Source organism: Komagataeibacter europaeus (assembly GCF_002173515.1).
Classification (GTDB): Bacteria; Pseudomonadota; Alphaproteobacteria; order Acetobacterales; family Acetobacteraceae; genus Komagataeibacter; species Komagataeibacter europaeus.
Genome location: NZ_CP021467.1, coordinates 79,209 through 102,251, shown reverse-complemented (window position 1 = coordinate 102,251; position 23,043 = coordinate 79,209). Strand labels below are relative to the sequence as shown.

Annotated in this window: 29 protein-coding genes; 2 read left to right on the top strand and 27 right to left on the bottom strand. The window is 63.4% G+C overall.

Annotated features, from left to right (window positions below; genetic code table 11):
• Positions 1–2 precede the first annotated feature (2 nt).
• From trbJ to S101446_RS00475, 7 genes are all read right to left on the bottom strand, one after another.
• Complete coding sequence (gene trbJ, locus S101446_RS00505; RefSeq protein ID WP_034933520.1) at positions 3–806, bottom strand: P-type conjugative transfer protein TrbJ; 804 nt, start codon at positions 804–806, stop codon at positions 3–5.
• Positions 803–3,256 (bottom strand): conjugal transfer protein TrbE, encoded by a 2,454-nt coding sequence (trbE, locus tag S101446_RS00500; RefSeq protein WP_087607242.1) that lies wholly within the window; start codon positions 3,254–3,256, stop codon positions 803–805. The genes trbJ and trbE overlap by 4 nt, the downstream gene beginning before the upstream one ends.
• A gap of 15 nt (positions 3,257–3,271) precedes the next feature.
• Positions 3,272–3,550, bottom strand: coding sequence for a VirB3 family type IV secretion system protein (locus tag S101446_RS00495; RefSeq protein WP_087607241.1), 279 nt, complete (start codon positions 3,548–3,550; stop codon positions 3,272–3,274).
• Positions 3,550–3,918: a TrbC/VirB2 family protein gene (locus tag S101446_RS00490; protein WP_034933525.1), complete on the bottom strand. Its 369-nt coding sequence runs from the start codon at positions 3,916–3,918 to the stop codon at positions 3,550–3,552. Before S101446_RS00490 ends, S101446_RS00495 begins: the two co-directional genes overlap by 1 nt.
• Positions 3,915–4,919, bottom strand: a complete 1,005-nt coding sequence (gene trbB, locus S101446_RS00485; protein WP_087607240.1) for a P-type conjugative transfer ATPase TrbB — start codon at positions 4,917–4,919, stop codon at positions 3,915–3,917. Before trbB ends, S101446_RS00490 begins: the two co-directional genes overlap by 4 nt.
• Before the next feature lie 145 nt (positions 4,920–5,064).
• Positions 5,065–5,511 carry a hypothetical protein gene (locus S101446_RS00480; RefSeq protein ID WP_010517994.1) on the bottom strand — a complete coding sequence of 149 codons (447 nt, stop codon included), beginning with the start codon at positions 5,509–5,511 and terminating at the stop codon, positions 5,065–5,067.
• Between the two features lie 7 nt (positions 5,512–5,518).
• Complete coding sequence (locus S101446_RS00475) at positions 5,519–7,510, bottom strand: conjugal transfer protein TraG (RefSeq protein WP_010517992.1); 1,992 nt, start codon at positions 7,508–7,510, stop codon at positions 5,519–5,521.
• Between the two features lie 288 nt (positions 7,511–7,798).
• Between S101446_RS00475 and S101446_RS00470 the strand changes: the two genes are divergently transcribed.
• Entirely contained in the window at positions 7,799–8,053 is a 255-nt protein-coding gene (locus tag S101446_RS00470) for a type II toxin-antitoxin system Phd/YefM family antitoxin (RefSeq protein ID WP_010517990.1), read from the top strand.
• Positions 8,053–8,481, top strand: a complete 429-nt coding sequence (locus S101446_RS00465; RefSeq protein WP_087607239.1) for a type II toxin-antitoxin system VapC family toxin — start codon at positions 8,053–8,055, stop codon at positions 8,479–8,481. The genes S101446_RS00470 and S101446_RS00465 overlap by 1 nt, the downstream gene beginning before the upstream one ends.
• A gap of 13 nt (positions 8,482–8,494) precedes the next feature.
• Here the strand turns inward: S101446_RS00465 and S101446_RS00460 are convergent, their stop codons facing one another.
• The 20 genes from S101446_RS00460 to S101446_RS00360 all read right to left on the bottom strand — a co-directional run bounded on the left by S101446_RS00460 (position 8,495) and on the right by S101446_RS00360 (position 22,955).
• Positions 8,495–10,234 carry a relaxase/mobilization nuclease domain-containing protein gene (locus S101446_RS00460; RefSeq protein ID WP_087607238.1) on the bottom strand — a complete coding sequence of 580 codons (1,740 nt, stop codon included), beginning with the start codon at positions 10,232–10,234 and terminating at the stop codon, positions 8,495–8,497.
• 282 nt (positions 10,235–10,516) lie between these two features.
• Entirely contained in the window at positions 10,517–11,233 is a 717-nt protein-coding gene (locus tag S101446_RS00455; protein WP_087607237.1) for a lytic transglycosylase domain-containing protein, read from the bottom strand.
• 4 nt (positions 11,234–11,237) lie between these two features.
• Positions 11,238–11,576: a DUF736 domain-containing protein gene (locus S101446_RS00450; RefSeq protein WP_087607236.1), complete on the bottom strand. Its 339-nt coding sequence runs from the start codon at positions 11,574–11,576 to the stop codon at positions 11,238–11,240.
• A gap of 1 nt (position 11,577) precedes the next feature.
• Positions 11,578–12,135, bottom strand: coding sequence for a S26 family signal peptidase (locus S101446_RS00445; protein ID WP_087607235.1), 558 nt, complete (start codon positions 12,133–12,135; stop codon positions 11,578–11,580).
• On the bottom strand, positions 12,132–12,632 hold the full coding sequence (locus S101446_RS00440) for a DUF2840 domain-containing protein (RefSeq protein ID WP_087607234.1): 501 nt from the start codon (positions 12,630–12,632) through the stop codon (positions 12,132–12,134). The genes S101446_RS00445 and S101446_RS00440 overlap by 4 nt, the downstream gene beginning before the upstream one ends.
• A complete protein-coding gene (locus S101446_RS00435; protein ID WP_087607233.1) occupies positions 12,629–12,871 on the bottom strand; it encodes a hypothetical protein in 243 nt (80 codons plus the stop codon). Before S101446_RS00435 ends, S101446_RS00440 begins: the two co-directional genes overlap by 4 nt.
• The gene (gene parA, locus S101446_RS00430; RefSeq protein ID WP_087607232.1) at positions 12,868–13,506 is read right to left on the bottom strand and encodes a ParA family partition ATPase; all 639 of its coding nucleotides are present in this window, start codon (positions 13,504–13,506) and stop codon (positions 12,868–12,870) included. The genes S101446_RS00435 and parA overlap by 4 nt, the downstream gene beginning before the upstream one ends.
• Positions 13,503–14,594 (bottom strand): replication initiator protein A, encoded by a 1,092-nt coding sequence (locus S101446_RS00425; RefSeq protein WP_208620530.1) that lies wholly within the window; start codon positions 14,592–14,594, stop codon positions 13,503–13,505. The genes parA and S101446_RS00425 overlap by 4 nt, the downstream gene beginning before the upstream one ends.
• Positions 14,591–14,842, bottom strand: a complete 252-nt coding sequence (locus tag S101446_RS00420) for a helix-turn-helix transcriptional regulator (protein WP_087607231.1) — start codon at positions 14,840–14,842, stop codon at positions 14,591–14,593. Before S101446_RS00420 ends, S101446_RS00425 begins: the two co-directional genes overlap by 4 nt.
• Positions 14,843–15,065: 223 nt before the next feature.
• Positions 15,066–15,614: a DUF2285 domain-containing protein gene (locus S101446_RS00415; protein WP_244184318.1), complete on the bottom strand. Its 549-nt coding sequence runs from the start codon at positions 15,612–15,614 to the stop codon at positions 15,066–15,068.
• Between the two features lie 19 nt (positions 15,615–15,633).
• Positions 15,634–15,852, bottom strand: coding sequence for a transcriptional regulator domain-containing protein (locus tag S101446_RS18285; RefSeq protein ID WP_087607230.1), 219 nt, complete (start codon positions 15,850–15,852; stop codon positions 15,634–15,636).
• 140 nt (positions 15,853–15,992) lie between these two features.
• Positions 15,993–16,256 (bottom strand): DNA -binding domain-containing protein, encoded by a 264-nt coding sequence (locus tag S101446_RS00405; protein WP_087607229.1) that lies wholly within the window; start codon positions 16,254–16,256, stop codon positions 15,993–15,995.
• 130 nt (positions 16,257–16,386) lie between these two features.
• Positions 16,387–16,587: an XRE family transcriptional regulator gene (locus S101446_RS00400; RefSeq protein WP_456303536.1), complete on the bottom strand. Its 201-nt coding sequence runs from the start codon at positions 16,585–16,587 to the stop codon at positions 16,387–16,389.
• Between the two features lie 264 nt (positions 16,588–16,851).
• A complete protein-coding gene (locus tag S101446_RS17930) occupies positions 16,852–17,004 on the bottom strand; it encodes a hypothetical protein (RefSeq protein WP_162900377.1) in 153 nt (50 codons plus the stop codon).
• 336 nt (positions 17,005–17,340) lie between these two features.
• Positions 17,341–17,667 carry a DUF736 domain-containing protein gene (locus S101446_RS00390; protein ID WP_087607227.1) on the bottom strand — a complete coding sequence of 109 codons (327 nt, stop codon included), beginning with the start codon at positions 17,665–17,667 and terminating at the stop codon, positions 17,341–17,343.
• 599 nt (positions 17,668–18,266) lie between these two features.
• Positions 18,267–18,707, bottom strand: a complete 441-nt coding sequence (locus tag S101446_RS00380; protein ID WP_087607226.1) for a hypothetical protein — start codon at positions 18,705–18,707, stop codon at positions 18,267–18,269.
• 193 nt (positions 18,708–18,900) lie between these two features.
• Positions 18,901–19,830 carry a DUF2493 domain-containing protein gene (locus tag S101446_RS00375; RefSeq protein ID WP_087607225.1) on the bottom strand — a complete coding sequence of 310 codons (930 nt, stop codon included), beginning with the start codon at positions 19,828–19,830 and terminating at the stop codon, positions 18,901–18,903.
• Between the two features lie 361 nt (positions 19,831–20,191).
• Positions 20,192–21,238: a DUF7146 domain-containing protein gene (locus tag S101446_RS00370; RefSeq protein WP_087607224.1), complete on the bottom strand. Its 1,047-nt coding sequence runs from the start codon at positions 21,236–21,238 to the stop codon at positions 20,192–20,194.
• On the bottom strand, positions 21,238–21,669 hold the full coding sequence (locus S101446_RS00365) for a hypothetical protein (protein ID WP_087607223.1): 432 nt from the start codon (positions 21,667–21,669) through the stop codon (positions 21,238–21,240). Before S101446_RS00365 ends, S101446_RS00370 begins: the two co-directional genes overlap by 1 nt.
• Before the next feature lie 83 nt (positions 21,670–21,752).
• Positions 21,753–22,955 (bottom strand): DUF932 domain-containing protein, encoded by a 1,203-nt coding sequence (locus S101446_RS00360; protein ID WP_087607222.1) that lies wholly within the window; start codon positions 22,953–22,955, stop codon positions 21,753–21,755.
• Positions 22,956–23,043: the final 88 nt, after the last annotated feature.

The following is a 23,043-nucleotide window of genomic DNA, read 5'->3' as shown; positions in this document are numbered from 1 at the left end:
GGTCAGTTCCCGCTGCTGCCGAAAATGGACACCGTGCCGGGCACATAGGCGTCATGCTGTGAAAAATGCTGATACTGAGCTTCACTTTCCGCTTCCGTCGCAGCATCGCGCGCCTGTTGCAGGGCTGTGGCGCGGCCATTGGCAGCAAGTTCGGCCTGAATGTCGGATAACTGACGGGACTGTAGCGCCAGAAGCTGGTTTCCTGCCTGCGCCGCCTGCAACGCGCCCGTGGAGGTCTGGCTGGAAGAGACAAGCTGGGTCATGGCCGAACTGTCGCTGGGGATGTTTCCTACCACCCGAGCCTGAAGCTTCAGGGCATCTTCGAACCCGCCCACGGAATTCTGCCACCGTGTCTGTGCCTGGCTGAACAGGGCACTGTCTGACATGCCGGACGAGATTGAGGTGTACGCCTGCTGGTATTGCTGCTCGACCGAGGTCACCGAATAAGCGATGTTCTGTGCCTGCGCGAGCAAGGCTGTTGTCTGGGAAATCGTTGATTGCAGCGTCGACAATGTCGACAGTGGCAGGCTCGCCAGATTACGGCCCTGGTTGACCAGCATCTGCGCCTGATTGGCAAGAGATGTGATCTGGTTGTCGATCTGCTGAAGCGTGCGGGCCGCGATCAGCACGTTCTGGACGTGGTTCGCCCCATCATAGACCGCCCATTGGGCACGGGCCGGTCGTGAAAGGTCGAACGTTGCACCGAATGCCAGCGTAACAGAGGCGACAAGAGCAGTGCGATGGAAATGTTTTTCTCTCACACGCGCAAAAAAATCGGTCCGAAGCTGGCAATGTCTTTCCGTCATGGCACGTCCTCCGCCCCGCGATCGTCGCGCAACAGATCCGCCGCCCATGACACGCCCCGCGCGTCAAACCACGCGAGGAGAAAACCGTCCCGGCCGTGTTCCGCCAGCACTGCATCGATCAGCTTGTGATCGTCCTTCCCTGATGCTGCGCATAAGGCGAGTGCGACAGGCCCGAGCCCCAGTTCGAACAGGCGATTGCCGCGTTGCGTCTGGCAGTAATAGTCCCGCTTCGACGCGGCCCGCGCGATGATGGCGATCTGTCGGTCGTTCAGGCCAAAATCCCGATAGAGCGCCATGATCTGCGGCTCGATCGCCCGCTCGTTAGGCAGGAATATCCGTGTCGGGCAGCTTTCCACCACCGCCGGAGCAATGCGGGAATTGGCAATATCCGACAGGGACTGGGTGGCGAAGATGACGCTGGCGTTCTTTTTGCGCAGGGTTTTCAGCCACTCTCGCAACTGGCCGGAGAAATCCCCGTCATCGAGAACCAGCCAGCCCTCATCGATGACCAGCAGGGTCGGCCGGCCGTCCAGACGGCCTTCGATGCGGTGGAACAGGTACGACAGAACGGAGGAGGCCGCGCCCGAGCCGATCAGACTTTCGGTTTCGAACACCACCACATCGGCATCCCCGATACGCTCGGCATCCGCATCCAGGAGGCGGCCGTAGGGACCACCGAGGCAGTAGGGCGCCAACGCCTGCTTCAGGGCGTTGGACTGGAGAAGCGCGACCAGGCCGGACAGGGTCCGCTCACGGGCAGGCGACGATGCCAGCGAATTCAGAGCCGACCAGAGGTGAGACTTCACCTCCGGGGTCAGCGCCACCCCCTCGCCGACAAGGATCTGACCGAGCCATTCACTGGCCCATTTGCGCTCATCCGGATCATCGATCCGCGCCAGCGGCTGAAGTAATACGCCGCTGCCCTCTTCTCCAGACAGATCGGCATCTGTCAGTCCACCCCCGAGGTCGCGCCAATCGCCTCCCATCGCCAGCGTTGCCGCGCGCATCGACCCGCCAAAATCGAAGGCAAAAATCTGCGATCCCGCATAGCGACGGAACTGGAGCGCCATGAGCGCCAGCAGCACGGATTTACCTGCCCCGGTCGGTCCCGCGATTAGCGTATGACCCACATCGCCGACATGCAGGGAAAACCGGAACGGCGTGGCCCCTGCCGTTTTGCCATAAAACAGCGGTGCGGCCTTGAAATGCCCATCCATCTCCGGCCCTGCCCACACGGCGGAAAGCGGAATCATGTGCGCCAGATTCAGGGTCGAGACCGGGGGCTGCCGCACATTGGCGTAGACATGCCCCGGCAGAGATCCCAGCCACGCCTCCACCGCGTTCAGGCTTTCCGCCATGCAGGTGAAGTCACGGCCCTGAATGATCCTTTCCACGAGGCGAAGTTTTTCCGCCGCTATGCTGGCGCTGCCATCCCACACCGTCACCGTGACCGTGATGTAAGCCTGCCCGACATCATCCGCGCCCAGCGACTGCAACGCCAGATCGGCATCGGCTGCCTTGTTGGCGGCATCGTTATCCACGAGAACTGACGCCTCATTGGTCATCACTTCGCGGACAATGGCTGCGATACTCTTGCGCTTTGCGAACCACTGGCGCCTGATTTTCGTCAGCACCTTGGTGGCGTCGGTCTTGTCCAGCAGGATGGCGCGGGTGGACCAGCGATAGGGCATGGCCAGCCGGTTCAGGTCGTCCAGGATTCCGGGGAAAGTCCGCGACGGGAAACCCGTAATGGTCAGGGTTTTAAGGAAGGCATCGCCCAGCTTTGGCTCCAGACCACCCGAAAGCGGCTGGTCCACCAGCAGGGCATCCAGATGCATCGGAATTTCCGGCACCCGGACCCGCTGGTTCCGGGTGGAGATGGTACTGTGCAGATAAGTCAGCATCTCACCGTCATCCAGCCATGCCGCCTCGGGCATGAAGCCATCCAGCAAGGCCAGCATCCGATCCGTGCGGTCCACGAACGTATGGAGCATGCCATGCGGATCGGGACCATCGCGTTCCCTGCCTTCATAGAGAAAACGCTCGGCGCGACCTGATGATTCCGCCGGTGGCAGCCAGACCAGGGTCAGAAAATACCGACTCTCGAAATGCGCGCCCTCATCCTCGAACTGCTCCCGGCGCTCCAGGTCGACCATCTGGCTGGCTGCGTCGGGAAAGTCACCGTCAGGATAGAGTGTCGCCGGGACGCGCTGCGCTTCCACGAACACCGCCCAGCCTGAGCCAAGGCGACGGAGCGCATTGTTCAATCTTCCGGTCACACCGACCAGTTCCGCTGGTGTTGCGCTATCGAGATCGGGACCACGTATTTTTGCGGTGCGCTGAAAACTGCCGTCCTTGTTCAGGACGACGCCCTTTTCGACCAGCGCGGCCCAGGGCAGGAAATCAGACAGCAGGGAGTTTCGGTTGCGATATTCGCCAAGGGACATCATGGCCCTGTCCTCCCTCTACGCACGAAGCCAGGCGGGATAACGGAGATGCCGTCGTCCCACCTTGATGAAGACCGGATCGCGTTTCGCACCCCAGACCGCGAGCCCATGGCCGACGATCCAGAATGCGGCCCCGATCAGCCACAGCCGCAGACCAAGGGCGATCGCTGCCGCCAGCGTGCCGTTGGCGATGGCAACGGCGCGGGGCGCACCACCGAGCAGGATGGGATCGGTCAGCGAGCGATGCACCGGGACATGGAAGCCCGGCACGGCATCATCGTCATATCCCACGGCCATCAGATCAGCGCCCCACCGGAGAACGAAAAGAACGACAGGAAGAAGCTGGACGCGGCAAAAGCAATGGATAGACCAAAGACAATCTGGATCAGGCGGCGGAACCCGCCGGATGTTTCCCCGAAGGCCAGCGTCAGGCCGGTCACGGTAATGATGATCACCGAGATGATTTTGGCGACCGGTCCCTGCACGGATTCCAGAATCTCGTTGAGCGGGGTTTCCCACGGCATGCTGGATCCTGACGCCCATGCCGACGACGCGAAAGCAAACGACAGCAACAGGGACGTTCCGAATACACGGAGATCCCGCACATGCCAGTCAGGACGTGCGACAGCGCACACGACGGCGCGCAGACGTGAAGGCGGCCTCATGATGACTCTCCATTGGCAGAGCAGGATGTTTCGAGAGACGAGAAGCTGACCGGACGGATGCGATAGGCACCCGTCACGGGATCTAGGCCATCGATTTCTGCCAGTTCGGACAGGTGGCGGGCCGTGCCGCGTCCGGACAGGACCGCGATGACGTCGATGGTTTCCGCGATCATGGCGCGTGGCACTGTGACCACCGCCTCCTGGATCAGTTGTTCCAGCCGATACAGGGCCGCGAGCACTGATCCGGCATGTAGTGTACCGATACCGCCGGGATGGCCGGTGCCCCATGCTTTCAGCAGGTCCAGCGCCTCGGGGCCGCGCACCTCACCAATCGGGATACGGTCGGGCCGCAGGCGCAGGGCGGACCGCACCAGTTCGGACAGGGTTACGACACCATCCCTTGTACGCATGGCGATCAGATTGGGGGCTGTGCATTGCAGTTCCCGCGTATCTTCGATCAGCACGACGCGATCACCGGTTTTCGCGACCTCGGCCAGCAGCGCATTGACCAGCGTGGTCTTGCCGGTCGATGTCCCGCCGGCGACCAGGATGTTTTTCCGTTCCGCGACCGCGCGGCGCAGAAATACCGCCTGCCCCACCGTCATGATTCCGGCGGCGACATAATCGTCGAGGGTGAACACGGCCACGGCGGGCTTGCGGATGGCGAAACTCGGGGCGGTCACGACGGGCGGGAGCAATCCCTCGAACCGCTCACCGGTTGGCAGTTCCGCCGATACGCGCGGTGCTGCCTCATGCACCTCCGCCCCGACATGGTGCGCGACCAGGCGTACGATGCGCTCGGCATCGGCCGGCGTAACCCTGTCGCCGGTATCGCCCAGCCCCTCGGACAGGCGGTCGATCCACAGCCTGCCATCGGGATTGAGCATCACCTCGACAATGGCAGGATCAGCGAGGTGCCGGGCAATCGCCGGTCCCATCGCCGTGCGCAGCATGGACATGCCGCGTACCGTGGCCCTTTCATGGATGCTGGAAACTGACATGATTTTCCCCGCTATGAGCCGAACACGATGCGCGGACAGCAACGGGGCAATTAAGAAAGGCAGGAAACCACGCGGTTCAACAGGAATTCATGCGTCGTAGGGCGGTGGGGAAACGTAGGGCAAAAATACTTGCAGGGTGCGGAAATTACGAATCCGGTTCATCCTGTAAGGCAGGATCGGAAACATCGTCTGGAATTTCCTGCTGGAGTCTCGGTCCCTGGGCCAGCCTGCGACCGAGGGCCGAGACAAAATTATCGTAACGCGCCCCGGCCTGCGCCCGTGCTGCCCTGGCAGCCGGTTCAGGCAAGGGCGGGGTCGTGGTGAGCCAGAAGCGGATGAACAGCGCCAGGGTCTCCACCGTGATGCCGATATCGCGCTCCAGCCGCGCAAGACGCCGGTCCTGCCGGTCGAGGCGCTTCGATGTTGCAGCCTCGCGGCGCTCCTCCCCGTCGGGCGACAGAAAGGAAGCGACGGCAGCCTCCACGATCAGGGACATCGGCTGCGCACGTCGCGCGGCATAGGCGGAGAGGGTCTTCATCACATCAGGGTCGAGATAGACGGAGATCTGGGCTTTCTTTTTTGCCATCACCATACTTTCCTCACAGTTCCAGCTCGTCGCCACAGTCGAGCGATGCCTGCCGGGCCACACCGCGCATGAGATCGTTCATCCGGTTGTTACGGGGCGCGATGTCGTCGAATTCGTCAGTCGGGTCGGGTGCGAATTCATTTTCCATCGGCTCCTTCTTCTCGACCGTTCCCTCACCCAGTTCTGGCTGACGGCGGCGGGCAGACTGTTTCGGGTCTTCATCCCCCTCGTCCTCCGTCGGCTCCGCCCCGGCATCCGGCGCCGGTGGGCGTGGCGGCAACGGTCGCGTGCTCCAGTCGTCGGGACGGCCATCTTTCGGGCGCGGAAGATCAGGCGGAGGAAGAACGCGCTCGCGGAAGCGGTCATCCTCGAAATAGCGGGCCTTCTTCGCGCGGATCGGATAGAGACCGGAGACCATGACGATCTCGTCCGCTGGCGGGAGCTGCATGACTTCTCCCGCCGTCAGCAGCGGGCGTGCCGTCTCCGAGCGCGAAACCATCAGATGGCCCAGCCAGGGCGAAAGCCGGTGCCCCGCGTAGTTCTTCATCGCCTTCATCTCGGTGGCAGTCCCAAGCGCGTCAGACACACGTTTCGCCGTCCGCTCATCGTTGGTGGCGAAGCTCACCCGGACATGGCAGTTGTCGAGGATCGAATTGTTCGGCCCATAAGCCCGTTCGATCTGGTTGAGGGACTGGGCGATCAGGAAGCTTTTGATCCGGTAGCCCGCCATGAAAGCCAGCGCCGATTCAAAGAAATCCAGACGCCCGAGGGCCGGAAATTCGTCGAGCATCAGTAGCAGGCGCCGTCGCTGTGCCGCAGCCTCCAAGTCTTCCGTCAGCCTACGGCCAATCTGGTTCAGCACCAGCCTGATCAATGGCTTGGTGCGGCTGATATCCGAGGGGGGCACGGTCAGGTAAAGCGTCACTGGGCGGTCCCCTCCAACGATGTCGGCAATGCGCCATTCGCAGCGCCGGGTGACTTCCGCCACCACCGGATCACGGTACAGGCCAAGGAAGGACATGGCAGTGGAGAGCACGCCCGAGCGTTCATTGGGCGATTTGTTCAGCAGCTCGCGCGCGGCCGATGCAACAACAGGATGTGGCCACTTCTCACCCAGATGGTTTGTCCGCATCATGACCGACAGCGTGGTGGCGATCGGGCGCTTCGGGTCCGACAGGAAATTGGCGACACCGGCGAGGGTTTTGTCTGGCTCGGCATAGAGGACATGCAGGATGGCGCCGACAAGCAGGGAGTGTGAGGTTTTCTCCCAGTGATTGCGCTTCTCCAGACTGCCTTCCGGGTCCACGAGGATATCGGCGACATTCTGGGCATCGCGGACTTCCCACTCTCCACGCCGGATTTCCAGTAACGGGTTATAGGCGGACGAGATCGCATTGGTCGGGTCAAACAGCACGACGCGACCGAAACGGGCGCGAAATCCCGCCGTCAACTCCCAGTTCTCGCCCTTAATGTCGTGGACAATAGCTGAGCCAGGCCAGGTCAGAAGCGTCGGGATGACCATACCGACACCCTTGCCACTGCGCGTTGGTGCAAAGGTCAGGACGTGCTCCGGTCCGTCATGGCGCAGATAGGCCTTGCCATACCGGCCAAGCACCACCCCATCCGGGTCAAGCAGCCCGGCTTTCGCGATCTCGTCCGGGTCCGCCCAGCGTGCCGACCCGTAGGTTTCGATTTTCCTGGCTTCACGGGCGCGATGGACCGACAGCGTCACGGCGGCGGCGAAAGCCAGCACCCCACCCGATCCGGCCATCCACGCCCCGCGCGCAAAGACGTTCGGGGCATAGGCGTCGAATTCGAACCACCACCAGAAAAACAGCGGCGGCGCGTAGACCGACCAGTGATGGAACAGCACGAACCAGGGCCGACCGAGTTCAGGCTGGAAGCCCAGTTCCCAGGCCGTCCATTGGGTCGCGGCCCACCAGGACAGGACGACAATGGACAGGACCACCGCGACCTGTCCCCATTGAATTTTGGTTCCCGGCATTTTCGATTCCTCCTTGCGCAGGAACAGGTCGGGCGGCCATTTTCCGTTCCGCAAGGGCTTTTCCCGCGTCGTCGCATCCCGGCGCATGGCAGGGAAAAAATACTTGTCCGGTGCGGCCCAGACCGTCATCACATTGAGCGAAGGTCGCGGGAGTCGAATGATAACCGGGTCTTGTGGCTGGACGGGTGCTGCGGCCAACGATGATGCGAACCCCGACCAGACATGGATTTTCTGGCACTCCCTCTCATTATGTAGTAATGTTCCTACATTGCAGTCTGGAGGCCGGACATGAGCATCACCACACTTTCAAGCCGCGAGTTCAACCAGGACACCAGCCGGGCCAAGAAGGCGGCGGCCGAGGGACCGGTGTTCATCACCGACAGGGGACGCACGGCCCATGTCCTGCTCAGTATTGAGGAATACCGCCGTCTGACACACCATCCGCGCAAGATCGCGGACGCTCTGGCGATGCCGGAAGCTGCGGACATCGCATTCGATCCGCCTCGCGCCAATATCACACTCCGCCCGGCCGATTTTTCCTGATGTTCCTGCTGGACACGAACGTCGTTTCAGAACTGAGAAAAATCCGTGCCGGGAAAGCCGACCCGAATGTCGCGGCATGGGCGGATAGCGTGGAGGCAGAAGATCTGTATCTCTCCGCCATCACCGTCATGGAACTGGAAAACGGCATCCTGCGCGTGGAGCGCCGCGACGGAGCCACTGGCACGATCCTGCGGACCTGGCTGGAACAGCATGTCCTTCCTGCGTTCGAAGGGCGTATTTTTCCCGTCGATACATCCGTAGCCCTGCGCTGCACCCGGCTCCATGTCCCCGATCCCCGTTCGGAACGTGATGCCCTCATCGCCGCGACCGCGCTGGTTCATGGCAAGACGGTCGTGACCCGCAACGTCGCGGATTTCCTGCCATGCGGTGTCCCCCTGCTCAACCCGTGGGAACCCCAGCCGGACTGACAGGAGCGCTGGTTCACAAACCCAGCCCCCTGTTCCGGGTGAAGCTCCAGTCAATCCCGCCATTGTCGCGCGCGACACCGGAGACGTGCCTGCCCTGCTGCTTCTCCAGCGATGGCGTCCAGGGCACAAGCTGGAACTGAAGCCCGTCATCAATCATCGCATAGCGACCCGAGGCCAGCACCATGCGCTGACGATAGGTGCCGGTGACATACTCCCCCGAACCCGACTGGCTGAATGTCCGTCCCGTCTCGACGGCCAGCCGCTCTCCAACTTCCCGGACCTCCCGGTCCCTGAGCGTCCCGATCAAGTTGCGCGCCAGAACCACCCGCTGCGTGTGACGTTCGGCAAGACCCTGCTCAATCAGTTGCTCCGCCCGGCGCTCCATCGCCTCACGGACCTCGGCGCCAAAGCCCGCCTGCCCCAATGCAACAGGGTCGCGCGCCACTGCCTGCCGGTCGAGCCAGGTGGCCCCTCGCGCCATCACCTGATCCTCGATCGACAGATCAGACCGCACAGCCAGCGCCACACGCCGTTGCCCCTTCCGGTCATCGAAGGCGCGCAGTTCCACCACCGAACCCATTACACTGTCCCCGGTCGCATCGAGATCGGGAAAGCGGATATGATGCGTACGCCCGTCCACGCCGTCGATGACCGCATAGGCCGTGCCTTTCAGTTCATCGTCCAGACCACGATCAACCAGCCTGCCGATGACGGGAACATCCAGGCTTTCGCCCGCCAGCACATAACTCGACGTGCTCCGCTCGATCCCGCGCTCGGCCAGGGAACGGTGAATGCGCTTGATGATGTCGCCGCGTTCGCCCAGTTCACGCAGCGTCGCCTCGGCCGTCTCATCCAGCAACCATTGCCCCTCTCCAACCTGATGGGCGAGACCAAGCCCTTCCAGCCGACGCAGGCGTCCGACCTTCAATGCCCCGAACGGATCGGGCTGCTCACCAGGCGAAGGCGCCGTGTCGATGACGCCATCGCGCCCCGCATCGCGCTGAAGCTGCCGGTCAAGCTGGGTCCAGTATTCGGCATCGACCTGACGTTCGAGGGCGCGGTGAATTTCGATGTCATTGCGCTGCCCGAGTTCCTGCGTCACCAGATCCTGGGCACGGGCGCGCAACCCGTCTTTGATATAATCCCGCGAGATGACAAGGTCGCTGCCATCCTCGGCTACACCGCGCACGAGGATATGGACGTGGGGGTGCTGCGTGTTCCAGTGATCCACCCCCACCCAGTCCAGTTTCGTGCCGAAGTCTTTTTCCATCTGCCCGACCAGTTCGCGGGCATAGCCCTTGATGTCGGCCATGTCGGGCGCGTCCTCGGGCGAGACGATGAAACGGAAATGGTGACGGTCGTCCTCGCAGCGTTCGGCGAACGCCTTCGGGTCGGCATCGTCGATGCCGGGACCAAAGAGCCGTGCCTTCTCACCGTCCTTCGTGACCCCTTCCCGGCGCAGGTAACGCAGATGGGCGGCGAGCGGCGCCTTGCGCCCGCTATGGCGTACGACACGGGCCTTGACGGTCACGCGGCGGGCTCGGCTGGTCAGCAGGCGATTGGCCCTGGCTGCCGCGATGCGGCCACGCCCGAAGGACGAACGGGAACCACTGCCGTTGCGGCCCGAGCGGAACCCGCCGCCACCGGCACGCTGGGCCGAAGCAAGGGCCTGGGCGACGAAGGGCTTGAGCCGCTGGGCGCGCGGCGAGCGGATGCGACCCAGACGGGGCCGGAAGTCATTCTCGCGGGCCATTGGACCCTCCAATGTGCGAAAAAGGCTGGTGCAACAAAGGAAAACAGGGTCGGCAAACATTGCCAAAGAAGAGGAAACATTGCTGAAAGAACGAAAAAACGCAGGAAAACCGACACCCCAACCGAGGCGCAATGTGCGCCCTTTTATCTCGCCTCTCATTCCCCCTGCCCCAGAGCGCCTGTTCACCCCTGCCTGCACCTACCCCGCGATGATGTCTGCTGCCCCGAGCGTCACCCACGAACCGTGGAAAATCGGCAGAAGAGAGAGCGGAAAAGTGCGCATTCATGGCATTGCTCCCGATGCGGAAGAGACAACGAACAACCCATCCGAAAGCGGCCTGACAGGCGCGAGACCATGCGCGATGATGTCACTTCGAACACCATGCGACGGCAGCTTCATTGCAACCGGAACGCCTTTCCTCGCGTCGTCCGACTGCACGACGAAAATCGGTGCACGGGTCCAGAACAGCGGATCAGGATGCGAAACCGGCAGCAACGATTCACCACCGCCCTGACCGATCAGGGACAGCAATCCGGCGACATAGGCGCGCGTTTCGGGTGGCAGCGGACGTTGCCGATCACGGTAGTCCTCATAGCGCCCCGGCCCGGCGTTATAGGCTGCCAGGAAACCCGGCGAGCCGTAACGATCGTGCATCTCGCGCAGGAACGCAGCGCCCGCGAGGATGTTGTCATGCACATCGAACGGATCGCTTCCCAGCCCGTAACGGGTACGAAGGTCGCTCCAGGTCGCGGGCATGATCTGCATGAGGCCGAGCGCGCCTTTCGATGAAATCGCGCCAATATCACCACCGCTCTCAGCGCTCATGACGGCCCGTATCCATGTGGCGGGAATGTTGAAGCGCTGCACGGCTTCAGCGATCACCGCACCATAAGGATCGGTGTCAGCGGGCGCTGGAACCGATGCCGCCCATGACAGGTCAGGTGCGCCCGATACGCCGATTGCAATAACACCGACAGCGAGGAAGAAGATGCGTCGCATCGTCTCATTCCCCGCGTTCGACACGCCGTGACGGACGCGTCCAGTTCAGCACCCAGACCGCACGCTCCCCACCGGCACGGAAGAGATTGGCACGGATCGGCTGCGCGAAGGCGGGATCATCGAGTGCCACGGCGATGTAATCACCTGCCCTTTCGCCAGTGCGTTTCCAGCCCGCACCAACCTCCGGGCCATCAGCGTCGGTGAGATGGACGCGGTAATCCGGCGCATGTTCGGCATCGGAAAACTCAGCCGGAACGAGGATGATGTCCTGTGTCACGGTAAGGGTGCGAATACGCCCGACAAAACCGGCTTTGGTGCGGGTAAAAAGACCGATCTGTGCCATTTCATTGCCCTTTCAGTGACGGATTGAAGGTCACGGTGACAGGCTGCCTGTTCCCGGATGGAAGCCAGACCGGGGTGGCGCGACCGATGACGGTGGACAGGGGCAACGGGCCGAAATACCGACCGTCGAGACTGCGTGGCTCGGCCGGGTTCATGACGAAGACTTCCCCGAAAGCGAGATGTCGGCACCCCTGCCAGACGGGCAATGGACGGCCCCGGTGATCGAGGGATTGCGCGTCGCCAGTGAATTTTCCGTCGATGGTTACGCGCTGCCCGATACGGCACACGGACTGCCCAGCGATAGCCGCTACAGGCTTGAGCAGGGGCACACCGGGAGGGAGGTAGCCGCGTTTTGCCAGCAGCATCGCCTCGCGCGCTGGCAGACGGACGGCGACCAGATCACCGACATGCGGTGTGGGGTTCCTATGCAATCGGTACAACCCGACGGGCACGCTCGCCGTCTCGTTCCAGATCAGCCGTGGCGCAGGATGAACGACCATCGACGCACCCACACCGAGTACGGCAAAATAGGTCGCAAAGAACCAGCCACGCCGGGTCATGACATCACCTGCCGCCGCTTGAGCCATGCTGAATGCTGCTCGCGCGTATAGGCACGCGGCTCATGTCCGACAGTGATGCGATGGTGCAGATGCCGCCAGTATTCGGGTGCCGCGTCCGCCGGATCGAGACCCAGCGCCTCAACGGCGTTGATCGCCTGAAGCACACGTTCAACCCTCGGCCAGCTATCGACACGCAGCAGGATTTCGCCGCCAGGACGCACAAACGGGAGGGTCTGGAACGGGCTTCCTACCGCCACCGCCCGCACGATGTCGATGCGCGAGACCGTGATGCCCAGATCGTCCGACGCCCAGCGGACGAAGGCAAAGATGCTGCCCGGCGCGAAACTGGAAATGCTACGGCGATCGTCAAGGATCTGTTCGTCAGCGCGTTGACCGAAGCGCAACCAGTGCTCGACACGTTTTTCGATCCAGGTCAGTTCGACATGGGTCAGCGACGCCGCGCGCAGATGCGTCGGCGAAGGAAGTCGTCCATTCATGGCACGTCTCCGGAATTGTCAGGGAATTCGCGGGCCAGCAGCGCGCGCAGCGTATCGGCGACGGTCATGCCGCGCTGGAACGCCGCGACCTTGATGCGGGCGCGCAAGGCCGGTGTGACGTCGATCGTCAGCCGGGCGGTAAAACTGTTGGCGAGCGCAGTCCTGTCCGCTGCCTTTACCCAACGCTCGGGGTCGGCAGGACGCGATGCGAAGCCGTTTCGGGATGGTGTCCCGGTCATGACGCCAGCCCCCCGATCTCGGCCGCCAGCGCGGCGATTTCACGGGCTGCGATACCCTGCGGTCGCAGGTCACAGACCAGGCGGCCGGAACGTGCGGCATCGGCGAAAGCGACCCGTTGGCCGATCCGCGCCATGAGCGCCGCCGGGTCATGCCCGGCCAGCGCCAGCCGGGTCTCGCGGGCAATGACCGTGCGCGTGGCGCAGCGGTTGAGCACGAAGCGGGCCAGCAGACCGGGACGGAAGAGCCGCGCTTCGGCCAGCAGCCGCAGCATCTCGCCCGAGGCCCAGCCATCGAACGGCGAAGGCTGGGCGGGAATCAGCACCAGGTCGGCGGCCAGCAGGGCGGAGCGCAACAAGGACGCCACACGCGGAGGACCGTCGATGACGACGTGATCCACCCCCTGAGCCAGTTCCGGAGCCTCGTGGTGCAGCGTGTCGCGCGCCAGTCCTACGACACCGAACAGTCTGGGCAGCCCTTCCCTCGCCCGCTGTGCTGACCAGTCCAGCGCCGAGCCTTGCGGGTCGGCGTCGATGACCGTCACGCGCCGGCCTTCCCGAGCCCATTGGCCGGCAAGATGCAGCGCCAGCGTCGTCTTGCCGACACCACCCTTCTGGTTGAGGAGCGCCACGATCATGGCCCGCCTCCACGCCCCTGCCGGCGGGAGACGGATGGGTCACGGCCGTTATCCGCAAGGCGGCCCGTCCCAACAACATAAGAGTTAGATTCTAAGTTAGATAAGTTAAGGGCTGGAATCGCCGTTTCAGGCCAAAGACTTAGCTGGGGTTTGCACGCCTGAAGTCCCGATAGTGGCACGCCTGATGTCCCGATAGTCCCAACGCCCGAAGTCCCGATACCATCCACATGACTATCCACAGGATCTGTGGATAAGTCGGCAGGCAGGATGCGGAGCAACTCGCGCATACCATCGCGCTCGATGCCCAGCCGGTAACCAGGCAAGGACTGACGGGCGACAATGCGCCGGATGTCGCAGGCGAAGTCAGCCACCCTGGCGAGACTGCCGGATTTTCGGTGCAGATGGGCAATCTCGAAGGCCCAGCCCGCCTGCTGTCGCCCGGCATGCTTGCGGGCGACGCGATAGAGCCAGCGTTCGATGCCGCCGGTCAGGCGGAAATAGGCCGGATCGATGGCCAGCACGAGCGAACGGTCGATCACGCCGCGATAGAACCATTCGGGAATGACGATCTCGACACCGGCGGCGCGGCCCGTCTGGCTGGCACAGATCTCCCATTCGGTGATCCAGGAAAACTGCTGGCGGCGCCAGTTCTGGCCGTTGCGGATCGTGGTGGCGACCACGGTGGACTGGAGCCGGGCCAGGGCCGCCTTGAGCAGCCCGTAATCCCGCGCCCCCGTCTGACGCCCGATACCGCTCAGGAGCTGATAGGGCGTAAAACGCAGGAAGCGCGATGTCGTAAGACCAAGATTTTCCGCCTCGACGATCTGGCTGGCAGCCCAGATCAGCACATCGGCATCCCAGATCGTCGCCATGCCGTGTTCGGGCATGCCGAGGACTTCGACACGGACGTCGCCAGCTGCGTAGAGGATCGGCACCGTGCGTTTCGCCTTGGCGAGCGAGAAAAATGGTCGTTCCATTAGGTCACGCTGATCGCGCGGGCTGGCATCCCCGCCGGAGACCACAAACGGGTGAAGCCTGCTGCGCTCGCTGGCGGACCGGGAGTGCGACATGCCTGACGCGGTATTCATCGCGGAACCTGCCCGGCGGCACGCGCCGCGTCGTAATTCGGGTCAGAGGTGGACTTGCACGCACCGGCCGCAGCCCAGAGGTCGAGATCGTCGATCAGATAGACGACGCGACCGCCAAGCTTGCGGAACGTCGGTCCCGTTCCGTGGCAGCGATATTTTTCCAGCGTGCGCGGGGAAAGGCCGAGAATCCGGGCGGCTTCATGAGTGCGCAGATAGCGCGTCGGCGACGGTGCGGTTCGGTCAAGCATGGTACGCCTCCATCTGGTTTCGAAGCGCCGCAGGGATGGGGCGGCGGATCAGGATGACGGTGGCGCAGAAAACAGGCGTTGGGGGTGGACGAAGATTTTTCGGACTCAATGTCCACCCTCCACGGGTCGTGACGCGCCGGAGCGCGACCGGACGTAACCGGGCGGGGGACAGCGTTGGGAAAAGGGAGGCAAACAGCGCAGGAGAGCGAAAAAACGGCTGACGCTATCCGCCGCGCAAGAAATCGAGATAGCCGCCCCGGACCCGGGTTTCGGCATCAAGAAGCAGGCGTTCCGCATGGCGACGCGCCGCCGTGTTGCGCCATTCGACAGCCGGCAAACCCGCCTGCCATGAACGGTTCGCCGCGACGGCGATGTCGCGTGTGGTTCCACCAGCCTCGCGGATATCGAAAGCGAGCAGAAGCATGATCTGCCGCGCACGCTGGAGCGGCGTGAGCTGGAGGGCACGCGGAAGCAGGGCGACGCGCTGACCGCGCTGCCTGCGGAGAAAACGCAGCGCCACATCCAGACGCAGTTCGGCGACCGCATCCATCGGCAACAGCACGGCAGGGCGGCTTGCTGCCGATGGAGCCAGAAGGCGGACGAACAGATCGCCAGCGGTATCTCCGATCGCCAGCCACGTGTCGTCCATGTCGTCATGACGGGACAGGATCGTCCCCAGCACCGTCGGCTCAATGGGGGCAACGACCGCGAAATCCGACGGCGCTGGCGTGAGGATCAGCGTCGCCGGTGAAACCTCCGGCCGCCAGACCATACGACCACGCCGGGCAGGTTCATCGGGAGCATGGACAAAAGCACAGCCCCCAGCGATGGACAAACGCCGCGCACTCGGCAGCAGCATCGACACGCCGACGCGCGATCCGCCGTTGCAGGCGGGCGTAGTCGCGACGATACGCCGCGTTACGACGCAGGAACTCGACGGCAAAACCGGAACGGTCCAGAGTGCTGATATGATCGCGTATTTCCGGTGAACGCCAGAAGGGTGTCGGCATGACGGCCTCTCTCTGTCTGGCCCCTCATACGGCAAGGGGGCAGCCTCGATTAACCGGACCGGAACCGCGAGTGCATAGACCCTGAATTTTTATCGGGGAGAGTGTCGAGGAGGACGAAGACGCGGGCTGGCGAAGTCCAGCTATTGCAGACGTGGCGCCAGCAGATGCCCGTAGCCGACTTCGGTCATCCAGCGCGCCCGTGCCAGATGGCTCGCATGGACAGTTCTGGCACGTTCGGGTTCGCGCGCGGGATCGAGCCCAAACAGCACCTCGACCACTTCACGCCAGTCGGCACCTTCCTCCTCGGCGATCAGCAGGCGCAGGTAAAGTTCGAGATGCTGCTCGTCGTATGGGTTCACACGCGCCGTCAGAGGTGGACAATCCTGAAAAGGCAGGTCGGTCATGGCGGTCCCTCGTGATACCGCAATCAGATCGATGTGATAACAAATCCATGCAATGATGATCGTCCGATGGTTCCGCGCTGACATAAAAACAACGCAGCGCCCAACAGAATGACTACGAAAATCAGGTCGCTCAGGACGGGCTGCGTCCGCGACGCCCCGCATTCTGTCGCGCTTGGGGATCGGAAGTCTCGTGAAGAAACATCACACCACGCCCTTGTCCGGACTCGATGAACAGGATGCCCGCCGCCTCCAATGCGCGGCGGACCTGATCGATCGTGCCCTCCTGAACGCCAAGGCCGCGCTCGGATTCGAGGCGCTTGAGCGCGGTCAATGCTACGAGGGCCTTTTCAGCGAGCCGTTCCTGTGTCCAGTTCAGAAGTGCCCGTGCCGCCCTAACCTGTCGGCCAGTGATCATCCATGATCACATCCGACATGCCAGACATCCACACCAGAAATACGACTATAATAGTCGTATCGTGGAGATTCAATATCGTTCTTTCAGGGGGATGGTGAGGAAAAACCGGCGTCCTGCTTCCGATAGGACCGCCAGTGGGCCTGCCATGGGTACGGGCGACCAGACGAAAAGACCCCCGCTCTATGCGGGGGCCTCTCCGTCGCGGCATTTCGTTGCGAATTGCACACATGCCTGCTTCAGTTCACGCTCGATTTTGGCCCGCTCACGGTGGCTGAGGTGAAAGCTGGTCAGTTCGGCGCGCAGCATCTGGATATGGTCGTGTAATGTGGTCATCGTCCTGCTCCTTTCGTTTGTCGAAGACAGGCCGTCGCCTCATGCGCGCGTGAACCGGGTCAGGGATCGCCGCAGGCGACCGCGCCAGCGGCGCGCGGGGGAGCCGATTTTGTCTGGTGTGCCCGCAGGGTGCGCCGGGCAAAATTGGGGGGACCGCGCGTCCTTGAGGCGGTTCACGTCGGGCATGGTACAATGGGAAGGCTGAGGGAAGCCCTGTTCCCCTTCCCTGCCCGCACACGGGTGGATCGGGCGCGACGCGATGGGGACGCCCGCCGTTTCCCGACCGATCATACGAAGGCCCCGCCCGGACCGGCCGGGCGGGGAATCGTTGGCACCTCAGTCGCCGTTGCGGCGACCGTTGGGGCGAGACCAGATCAGGCTCCAGGTCTCGCCGTCCTCGTCATTGAAGAGGTTGGCGAAGATCGGGGCGTTGAAGCTCGGATCGTCGAGCTTGAGGCCCAGATAGCTGCGTCCCTCGTTGGACTGCTTGGACCAGGCGGCTCCAATCTCGGCCCGGTTGACGAACACCCGGTGGCTGGGGGCGTTGTCGCTCTGGCGTCCGGTCTCGGGAACGATGCGGACATTGCGGACCTGAACCGAGAGGGTGACGATCTCGCCGACATACTCGTTGCCGGACTTCTTGAAGGTGCCGATGGTGGCCATGATACTGCTCCGTGATCTCTGTTATCGAGCCCGCACCATTGCGGCCTCGATGGCGATCGACGAGCCGGGGGCGATCGGCGGCGCACCCTTCAGGGCCGCAGCGCAGCGGAGGACGGCGGGACGGAATTTTCTTGTCTCGCGAGGAATGACGGCGCAGCCGTCAGGGGAAGAAAATTACGGCCTGCCGTTGCGCCAGAGACGATCGAGGCGCAGCCGCCCCTCGGCTAGATCAGCCATTTTCAGAGGCCGTATGCGTGCGTGGCCCGACAGAGCGACCATCACGGAGGACATGAGGCCCCCTCGGCGTACAGGGTCCGGCAGGAAAGAGCATGAGCGTCGTCACGCGTTCGTTTCGGGCCATGACATGACCCGGTGGCTGGGGACGATGCCAGACAGGTGGCCGCGCTATCCGCTGTTTCTGCCAGCCAGTCGCAGGCGAGGGCCGTCCATGACCGAGAGGTTCCAAGAGGAAAGCGACCAGGGCCAGCAACGCGTTGAGACGAGCCAACGCCGCGTCAGCCGCCCTCCCCCGATGACAGGACTGGCAGCCATACGAAGCATCTGGTCTGGTCCCCTGCCTGCAGTCTGCCGGGACGGGGTCAGACGCGCGCGATGTTCCCGCCGGACGGTCCGGGTGGGGCCACGGCTGTAAAACGGATGAAAGCGGTGATCCCCACCGCGCTCGCGCCGATGACGGAAAAAAAGAACTGCCATGCCGCAGACGGCATCATCATCTGGGCAATCCCATGTGTGGTGCTGTAGCCCATGATGATAGCGGGCACGGTATAGAGCAGGACAATCAGCAGCCTGAGCCACGCCCAAGGCACGCAGGCGAATGCGATCTGGCCGAGAATGAAGGTCGCGGCTCCCGCGACAAACCCGATGATGACCGCACCCAATAGGCCGGCACCGGTATCAAAGGCCCAGAGCGCAGCCATCAGACCGGTAGCACAGGGCAGTGCGAAAACTGCGACGGTGAAGAAGAACCAGCACAGGAAGCCAATGCCGGCAACGAGCAGGAAGGGAGCAAGGATGAACATGGTGGTGGTCTCCGTGCAATCGACGATGTCGGACGGGTGCGCCTGCCACCACCACCACGGCGCACTCGCATCATAGCGAAAATGATGTGTCGACGGAACGAGAATCGTACTGGCGTCCGGCGATACCGAACTGGCCTTCTATGCCCGCGCCGCGCGGATCGCCGTCACGGATAATCCGGAGTGAAGACGGCGCTCACGCGCCGCCTCCGAACCGCAGGATAGGGATGCCGAGCTTTTTCGCCTTGTCGGCCAGATTTTCCTGAATGCCGGTTCCGGGAAAGACCATGACGCCGATCGGCATGGTGTCGAGCAGCGCATCGTTACGACGGAAGGGGGCTGCCTTGGCATGCTTCGTCCAATCCGGCTTGAAGGCGATCTGTACAATCTCGCGGTGATCGGCCCAACGTGAGGCAATGAATTCGGCACCTTTGGGCGAGCCGCCGTGCAGCAGAACCATGTCCGGATGCTTGGCACGTACCTTGTCCAGCCGATCCCAGATCAGGATATGGTCGTCGAAATCGAGACCGCCGGTCACGACCACCTTAGGACCGGGCGGAACCAGCAATTCGCCCTCGGCCTTACGGCGGGCATTGAGGAAGTCGCGGCTGTCGATCATGGAGGCTGTCATGGTGCGGCGTGACACCAGCGAGCCGGTCTTCGGTCGCCACGCGCTCAGGGTCAGGCGTTCGAACTGCTCCTGCGCCTCGTCGCGGAAGATCTCATAGGCGTTGCGACGCTCGATCAGGGTCAGCCCTTCGGCAATCAACCGCTCCAGCTCCACCGAGCGGATCTCGCTGCCATCCTGTTCCTGCTGACTGCGCTTCTGCGCCTGCTCGTTGCGGTCAAGCTCACGCTCGACCTGGCCGGCCATGCGGTGGAAGATGTTCACGGCAGACCAGAGCAACGCTTCAAGATCGGGTTCCAGCCGTGTGTCGGTCAGCGTCGCGGCAATGGCGTCGAAGATGTCGGCCACAGCACCTCCGATGCGCGGAGCTTCGGGCAGCGGCCTCGGGTCCGGCTCGTCCTCGAAAGGACGGTAGCCATACATCTGGAGTTCGGCCAGCACGTGGGCGGTGGATGAAGCGGCGTGCGGCAGTTCGAAATCGTCGGTCGTGCGGGTCATGATGCGGTCCTCCCAGGTCTCCGGCCGCGCCCTTCGCGGCCTTTCCGGGGGCGGATAGCGGCAGACCAGGGACAGGCCGGAACCGCGCGCTCGCGCGCGGCCGCAGCACAGCGAAGGATGGCAGGGGGCCGGCTATTTTGCTTCGCGGTGCAAAGCGCGCCGAACCGGGGTCCCCACGCGGCCTGCCGCGTGGGGTGTGAGGGCGCGGCGGAAAATAGCCGGTCCCCGCCATTGAAGGCCTGGCCCGGCTGACGCCCGCTCCCCACCTGAAAGGCCGGGGCGTGGACCTGCCGGACGGAAGGACACGAACAGGCCCGCAGAGAACGAAGACTGGAACCGCCTGCCCCTCTTTCCGGCCCGCTCAGGTGCCGGCGGTCTCCAGAAAGCGTGCCACGTCCGATGGCGCGAGTTGCGGATGCAGGATCGCCCGCAGCGCACTGCGCCCAAAGGCCCTGAGGTCATCGTTGAAATCGCCCAGCCGTGCCGACAGGCCGATCACCTCGATCCCGGCGTCATCCGCACGGGCGTGCAGCGTCGCCAGCGCCTGGTCCCCGGCCGGATCGTCATCGCGCAGGACGTAGAGACGGCGCAGCAGTGGCGGAAAGATCAGGGCGGCGAGATGCGCCGAGGACAGGCAGGCGGCCAGCGGTAGATCGGGCAGAACCTGCCGCAGCGACAGCACCGTCTCGATGCCTTCCCCGGCGGCCAGCACGTCGGATGCCACCCCGAAGCGCACGGCATGGCCGAGCAGGCCCCCCAGGGCACGACGCGGGTGATCGACCGGTGCCTTGCCGCGCCCTTCCTCCGCCAGCCAGGTGCGATGCACACCGGTCAGAGTGCCGTCGAGGTCGGTGACGGCGGCGATCATCGCGGGCCAGGTCTCGGTCGGACTGTCTTCGTCCGGCCGGTAAAAGCAGCGCGGATGGAAGCGCAGGGCTTCGGTTCCGTGCAAAAGCGTAATGTCGCGTCTACGGAGATACGCTTCTACGGACGTGCCCGCGATCGGCCCGGACATGGCCCAGAGCCGTCGCGCCGCTTCGGAAGAGTTGGCAGGTCCACGTTCCTGAACCGGACGATCCCGCGACGACGGTACCGGATCGGGTCGAGGCAGGCTGAGGAAGGCGCGCGCCTCGTCGGCCACGTCACGGAAATCCCCCAGGCCGAGGCTTTCGCGGATCACGTCGAGCAGGTCGCCATGCTCGCCCGACTGTGCGTCCGTCCATTTTCCCGCCCTGCCATTGGCGGTGTCGTGCAGCCGGACAAACAGCGACCGCCCCGGCGTGTTGCGTACGTCACCGACCAGCCAGTAATTGCCGTGACGGCGACCGGCGGAAAGATACCGCCGGCACACCGCCTCCGCGTTCTCCGCCAGACGACGGGCCAGATCGCCTGCATCATGCGAGGCCATTACCCTTGCCCTCCTCCTGTTTCGGGATCGCCTCCGTCGAGGGCGATCGCCAGCCAGCGATCGGTGGTCGTCCATGAAATCGTCTTGCGCCTGCCAAGGTCAAGCAGATGCGCGCCACCGCTGAAGGCTCCGATCCTGGGACGTGAGGCCGTATTGGCCCACTGGAACCCCCATCGGCCCCGCAGCCGGAATGCCCGTGCGCAGCGCAGCACGAAGTCCACGACCTGCTGCGGATCGCCGGTCGTCTCATCGTGTATCCAGAGTTGCGTGCCGCCATATTCAGGCACGATCGACAGGACAAAACCGTCAGAGGGCGGGTCTTCCGCCGCCAGTTCGTCCATGAATTTATTATAGAGGTCGAGCGCCTTGGCAGCGTTTTCCACCGTGCCCACATCGAGCACGCAGGAAAAATGCGTGAAGAAATCGGCCATCGGAATAACTCCCGAAACGAAAAAGCCCGGCGCAGGGGCCGGGCTCGTAAAAACGGCTTTACAGAAAAACGGAAAATCGGCTTTCAGGACGCACGCTCCATCAGCCTGCGGGCCTTCTCCTCCAGATCCAGCCGCGTATCCTGATTGGCCTTCGTCCGCGCCAGTGCGGTAATGCCCTGCACGAAATCGAACACGCTCTCGGGCTTGCGTCCCTCCTCGTGCAGCACTGTTTCGATGATCCTGGTGGTTTCCGGTTTGGAGAACCCACGACGACGCAGGAAACTTTCGCGGTCCTCATCAGTTTTTGCCACCAGCGCCCGACGCGAAGCCTGAATGCCGGAGACGAACGAGGCCGGGCTGGTTGTGGCGAAATTCCGCAGGGCTGGTGTCGCCTGATGCACGAAACGGGACGCTGCAAACTTGCTATGCCGGATCGTGATCTGTTCGAAATTTTCCACGCCCCACAACATGCGATTCTGGCACACCCCGCGCAGATAGAATGACGCAATGCCGAGGCTCTTGCTGCCGACTTCCGAGTTCCAGGCGTAGAAGCCCCGGAAATAGAGATCGGGATCGCCGTTCGGCAGGCGGCCCGCCTCGATCGGGTGTGTATCGTCGACAAGAAACAGGAACACGTCCCTGTCTGACGCATACAGCGTCGTGGTTTCCCTGGTGATGTCCACGTACGGATTATGGGTCATGGTAGCCCAGTCGATCACACCGGGCACCTTCCAGTTGGTATCGCCCGTGCCGTCGCCGGCGATCTTGCGCACCGCGCCGACCAGTTCATGGTCCCAGATGCGGCCGTAATCCGGCCCCGTGACGGCGCGCAGTTCCACCCGACCGTCTTCGGTTTCCAGCGTCTTGACCAGTTCGGCCCGATGCGACAGCAGGCCGTGCTGCAGGTTGATCGCCGCCAGTGGGGCGGGAAGATTGCGCAGATAGGACGACGGCGCACCGACCAGACTGCACATCTGGCCAAAGGACCAGTGGGTCGGTGCGATTGGCTCATGCTGTCCCGGAACGGTCAAAGTCAGGCGCTCGGCATCGTCGCGGGATGCTTCCACGCGAATGGCGCGGCTTTCCACCGTGCGGGCGGTGGCGCGCTCGGCACGGGCAAGTGTGGCGGCATGCAGGTCAGACAGGGACAGGTAGCGCTCGTCATCGGGCCGCGAGAACCATTCGGACGATACGCGGGCGCTGCGCTCCCCACGCGAAGGATCGATCCGGAAGCCGCCAGACGCGGCGCCACGGGACGCAGGGGGCAGGATGGTGGTTGTGGTCATGGAAAACTCTCCTCTGATGCCGGTTATTCGGCACCCAAGGCGAAGCCGACCTCTCCCTCTTTCCGGGGCGCCGGACATGAAAAAAGCG